The sequence below is a fragment of the Devosia sp. genome (genome assembly GCF_041917035.1).
GTDB lineage: Bacteria > Pseudomonadota > Alphaproteobacteria > Rhizobiales > Devosiaceae > Devosia_A.
This window is the reverse complement of sequence record NZ_JAYRYM010000256.1, coordinates 1-5093: the sequence shown is the minus strand read 5'-3', so window position 1 is coordinate 5093 and position 5093 is coordinate 1. Positions and strand designations below refer to the sequence as shown.

Below are 5093 nucleotides of genomic sequence, written 5' to 3'. Positions count from 1 at the left end.
AGCGGGGCCAGCTGCTGGTCCTGCTCGCCAACGCGTTCATCACCGATACCGAGGAACTGACCTTTCGCGGGGCGGACTTCTCCTTCGCGCATGTGCGGATGGATACCCTCAAGGCGATGTCGCTCAATCACGCCTCGCTGCGCTTCGCCGACTTCTCCGGCACCGATTTCGACACGGTCAGCTTCCGCGGCGCCTATCTCGAGAATGCGCGCTTCCGCCGCTCCGTGTTCGACGACTGCGATTTCACCGCGATCGTCGCCCGCGATGCCGGCGGACCGTTCCAGCGCGACGACGACTGGACCTACACCACCCAGGCGACCGGTACCGACTTCCGCTCGGCCCAGATGTTCGACGTCAAGATGGGCGGTAGTCACCTGATGGCGGCCGATTTCGACGAGTCGCTGCTGGTGCGCGTCGACATGTCCGGTGCCGCGCTGACCGGGGCCACCTTCCGCAACGCCGTGCTGGCCGATGTCAACTTCGAGGGGGCCGAGCTCAAGGCCGTCGATTTCGACGGCGTGGTCACCGATCGCGCCGACTTCATCGCGCATCTCGGCGAGGTCGCCGCCAGTTTCGTGACGGACCGCTACAGCATCGCGCCGGTGTCCCGTGCCGACCTCACCGCCCATCCCCGCACCTTCGAGCTGTGGCTGACCGGCTGGCCGGAGGACAGGCAGCTCTATCGGGTCACGCGCACCAAGCCATTCATCGAGTAGGAGCAGAGCATGGGGTTCTCGAACTTTCCGGCGGCGACGCGGGAGTTTCTCAAGGGGATCGGCGCGCACAACGACAAGGGCTGGTTCGAGGCGAACCGGGGGCTCTACGAGGCGGGCTACGTTCAGGCCGGCAAGGATTTCATCTCCACCCTCGGTCCGAGGCTGGCGGAGGTCTCGCCACAGGTGAAGTTCGACCCCAGGGTCAATGGCTCGATCACCCGGGTCAACCGCGACATCCGGTTCTCCAAGGACAAGCGCCCCTACAAGGACCACCTCGACCTGTGGTTCTGGCACGGCGACAGCAAGAGCTGGGACCGGCCCGGCTTCTGGTTCCGCATCACGGCCGAAAAGGTCATGCTGGGCACCGGCATCCACATGTTCGAGAAGGACCAGCTGGAGCGGTTCCGGCAGTCGGTGATCCATCCGCGCTCGGGCAAGGCGCTGGTCGCGGCGGTCGAGGAGGTGAAGGCTGCCGGCGACTACTGGATCGGCGAAAAGACCCGCAAGCTGATGCCCAAGGGCTACGAGGCCGATCCGTCCCGCGCCGAGTACCTGCTCTACGAGGGACTGACCGCCGGCATCGACCTGCCGGCCGAGGCGGCCTACGCGCCCGGCTTCGCCGACATGTGCCTCGGCCACTTCCGCGCCACCTGGCCGATCGGCCGCTGGCTCCTCGCGGAAGTGGCGGAGTAGTCCGCGCTCAGCCGTTCCGGAAGGTGTAGCCGTAGCCGTTGAGGGCCGGCGCTCCGCCCAGATGGGCATAGAGCACCCGCGAGCCGGCCGGGAAGAAGCCCTTGTTCACGAGGTCGATCATGCCCTGCATGGATTTGCCCTCGTAGACCGGGTCCGTGATCATGCCTTCGAGGCGGCCGACGAGGCGGATCGCTTCCTTCGTCTCCTGCGAAGGCACTCCGTAGATCGGGTAGGCGTAGTCCTCGTTCAGCACCACGTCGTCCTCGGCGATCTCGCGGCCGAGTTCGACCAGGGCCGCGGTGTTGCGGGCGATCTCGAGCACCTGGGCGCGGGTCTGGGCGGGGGTGCAGGAGGCATCGATGCCGATGACATTGCGGGCGCGGCCGTCGGCGGCGAAGCCGACGAGCATGCCCGCGTGGGTCGAGCCGGTGACGGTGCAGACGACCACGTAGTCGAAGCGGATGCCGAGCTCGGCCTCCTGCGCCCGCACCTCTTCGGCGAAGCCGACATAGCCCAGCCCGCCGAACTTGTGCACCGAGGCGCCGGCGGGAATCGGGTAGGGCCTGCCGCCGGCCGCCTCGACCTCGGCGATGGCGTTCCGCCAGCTGTCGCGGATGCCGATGTCGAAGCCGTCGTCGACCAGCCGCACGTCGGCGCCCATGATGCGGCTCAGCATGATGTTGCCGACGCGATCGTAGACGGCATCCTCGTGCGGTACCCAGGCCTCCTGCACCAGCCGGCACTTGAAGCCGATCTTGGCCGCCACCGCCGCCACCATGCGGGTGTGGTTGGACTGCACGCCGCCGATCGAGACCAGCGTATCGGCGCCGGAGGCGATGGCATCGGGAATGATGTACTCGAGCTTCCTCAGCTTGTTGCCGCCGAAGGCGAGACCGGAATTGCAGTCCTCGCGCTTGGCGTAGATCTCCACCTGTCCGCCCAGATGCGCGCTGAGGCGGGACAGTTTCTCGATCGGGGTCGGCCCGAAGGTGAGGGGGTAACGGTCGAATTTCTCGAGCACGACGGGTCTCCAGCAGATTGATGCCGTGGAGACTAGCATCGTGGTGCCCGAAGGTGCTTTCATTCTCAGTGGCTGCCATGCGGCTGCCTTTCTGAATGCTGTCTGCTATGTTCCGTTTCATCCGTCTGGAAGCGCAACTATGGAAGAATCTTCCGAGAGCCTCGATCGCATCGACCTGAAGCTGCTGCGCCTGCTGCAGCGCGACGGCCGGATCAGCAATGCCGAGCTGGCCGACAGGGTCGGGGTCAGCGCCGCCACCTGTCATCGCCGCACGCAACGGCTGGTCGAGGCGGGCCATGTGGCGGGCTTTCGCGCCGTGCTCGATCCGTCGCGGATCGAACTGGGCACGCTGGTGCTGGTCGGCGTGGTGCTTGACCGTTCGACGCCGGAGAGCTTCGCGGCGTTCGAGACGGCCGCCACCAAGCTGAAGTTCGTCATCGACTGCCACCTGGTGGCCGGCGATTTCGACTACTTCCTCAAGATCCGGGTGCGCGACATGGCCGACTTCAACCGCCTGCACGGCACGCAGCTGATCGCGCTGCCGGGCGTGCGGCAGACCCGGACGTTCTTCGTGATGAAGGAAGTCGTCGACGGCGCGCCGCTGGACTTCTAGCCGAGCATGCGGCGCAATTGCTCGCGCAGCAGGTTGCGCATGACCTTGCCGTGCTCGTTGCGCGGGATGGCGTCGACCTGGAACAGGCGGTCCGGGACGCGTTCGGCGAGCCGCAGGCGGGCGGCGCGGAGCAGGCGCTCGCCATCGATCGGGGCCGGCGAGACGATGGCGGCCCAGATTTCCTCGATGCCGCTGGCGGCGGCCGCCCCGACCACGGCGAGGTCGGTGACGGACGGATCGCGGCGCAGCTCCTCCTCGATCAGTTCCGGGGCGACCACCACGCCACCGCGGTTGATCACGTCGCCCGTCCGGCCGGTGACGATCAGCAGTCCGTCCGCTTCGATCCGGCCGTAGTCGCCGGGATAGAACCAGCCGTCCTCGAGGGTGGGCAGCGGCCGTCCCGCCTCATCGACATAGACCGCCAGTTCATCGCTGCGGAAGCGCAGCACACCGTCGCGCCCCGCCGGCAGCGGGCGCCCGTCGTCATCGACCGCTTCGGCCTCTGCCCACGGCGTCAGGTGCCCGGCGGAGCCTTCATGCCGCTCGAAATCGGCGGCGGTCGAGAAGGCGACGAGGCCCAGTTCGGTCGAGCCGTACCCCCCGAGGACGTAGCTCGACAGGCGGGAGCGGATTTCGGCGAGCAGCCGGTGCGGCAGCTTCGAGCCGGCGACGAGCACGCAGCGCAGGCTCGCCGGCGGCGGCGCGCTGCCGAGCGCCTTGAGGACGCCTTCGATCTGCACCACCGCCGCCATCAGCCAGGTGATGCCGAACACGCGGCAGAGCTGCAGCGCCTCGGCATAGCCGGCGGCAAAGCAGAGCAGCGAGCCCCCGACATGCGAGGTCAGCGGCATGACGGTGCCGGCGAGGGTCGAGAACCCCATCATGTTGAGCGTGGCGCCGGAGAGGGCGCGCTGCGGCAGGGTCTCGAAGGCATGCGCCACGCGCAGTTCGAGCACCCGGTTGCTGACGGCGACGCATTTGGGCCGTCCGGTGGTGCCGGAGGAATAGAGGTAGCGCACCACGTCGTCGGGGTCGGGGAAGCCCGGCATCGCCATCAGTGCTGCGAAGTCCACCGGGCGGCTCTCGTCGAAGGCGAACCAGCGGGCGTCGACCCGACGGACGGCGAGGCCCGGAACGTCGACGCCGTCGACATCGGTCAGCAGCAGGGCCGGGCGCGGGCCCGATTGCTGCGTCACCCAGGCGGTGCCGACCGAAGCACTCGGGTGGCCGAGCAGCGCCAGGGCGTAGATCGTCGCGGTGTGGTGCACCGGGTTGCGGATATCGAGGATGACGAGGCTCCGCTTCGGCAGGCCGAGCAGGCGGATCGCCTCGATCGCCGCGGCGGTGGCCGCCATCAGGGCGCGGAAGCTGACCACGCCGCCGCCGAAGGCGATGGCCGGTTCCTCCTGCGAGCGGCGCGCCTGATGGACGATGGCCTTGACCAGTTGCACGGGCGGCTCAGAACTGGACGTTGACGCCGGAGCGCACCACGAGACCGGACGGCGTGTACTCGCTGTCGAAGGCGCCCTTGCCGGTGTCGCCGGAGGCGGAGAGGGGGGCGAGGCGGTACATCATGCCTTCGGTCTTCAGCGACACGGTGTCGTTGACCGCCACCTCGACGCCGGCGCCGCCGACGATGCCGACGGCGAGGCCCGAGTTCGTTGCCGCGACCGGCGAGCCCCCGTAGCCGTTGTCGACAACGGCCGAGAAGTCGGCCTGTCCGGCCGCCAGGCCCATGGTGCCGTAGGCGTAGACCGGGCCGCTGGTGACGCCGAAGCGCGACCGCAGGGTCAGCAGCGATTCGAGCCGCTCGTCAAAGACGTAGCTGCCGGGTTCCTCGACGGTGCCGTCGACCGCCGTCAGGGCGGCGTCGGCCTCGATGCCGGCGACGCCGTTGCCGACCTGGATGTTGTAGCCGACATTGAGCGCCAGCAGCGCCCCGACCGTGCCGAAATCGGCGGCCGCCGGCCCGCTGGCCGGGGCGGTATAGGTCAGGGTGATGTCGCTGGTGGTCGATGCTCCGCCGACCGAAATACCCGCATAGAAACCC

Annotated in this window: 6 protein-coding genes; 3 read left to right on the top strand and 3 right to left on the bottom strand. The window is 68.3% G+C overall.

Annotation, left to right across the window (positions count from 1 at the left end; translation table 11 throughout):
* Positions 1-716, top strand: a 716-nt coding sequence (locus ACE3TU_RS18675) for a pentapeptide repeat-containing protein (RefSeq protein ID WP_374626964.1), incomplete at its 5' end; no start/stop codon positions are given.
* Between the two features lie 9 nt (positions 717-725).
* A complete protein-coding gene (locus tag ACE3TU_RS18670; protein ID WP_374626962.1) occupies positions 726-1409 on the top strand; it encodes a DUF2461 domain-containing protein in 684 nt (227 codons plus the stop codon).
* Positions 1410-1416: 7 nt separating this feature from the next.
* On the opposite strand, the gene ACE3TU_RS18665 is transcribed toward ACE3TU_RS18670, so the two are convergent.
* Complete coding sequence (locus tag ACE3TU_RS18665; protein ID WP_374626960.1) at positions 1417-2430, bottom strand: 1-aminocyclopropane-1-carboxylate deaminase; 1014 nt, start codon at positions 2428-2430, stop codon at positions 1417-1419.
* A gap of 139 nt (positions 2431-2569) precedes the next feature.
* Between ACE3TU_RS18665 and ACE3TU_RS18660 the strand changes: the two genes are divergently transcribed.
* The gene (locus ACE3TU_RS18660) at positions 2570-3043 is read left to right on the top strand and encodes an Lrp/AsnC family transcriptional regulator (RefSeq protein ID WP_374626958.1); all 474 of its coding nucleotides are present in this window, start codon (positions 2570-2572) and stop codon (positions 3041-3043) included.
* Here ACE3TU_RS18660 and ACE3TU_RS18655 read toward each other — a convergent pair.
* Complete coding sequence (locus ACE3TU_RS18655) at positions 3040-4494, bottom strand: class I adenylate-forming enzyme family protein (RefSeq protein ID WP_374626956.1); 1455 nt, start codon at positions 4492-4494, stop codon at positions 3040-3042. The genes ACE3TU_RS18660 and ACE3TU_RS18655 overlap by 4 nt on opposite strands.
* Before the next feature lie 7 nt (positions 4495-4501).
* On the bottom strand, positions 4502-5093 hold a 592-nt coding region (locus tag ACE3TU_RS18650; protein WP_374626954.1), incomplete at its 5' end, for an outer membrane protein.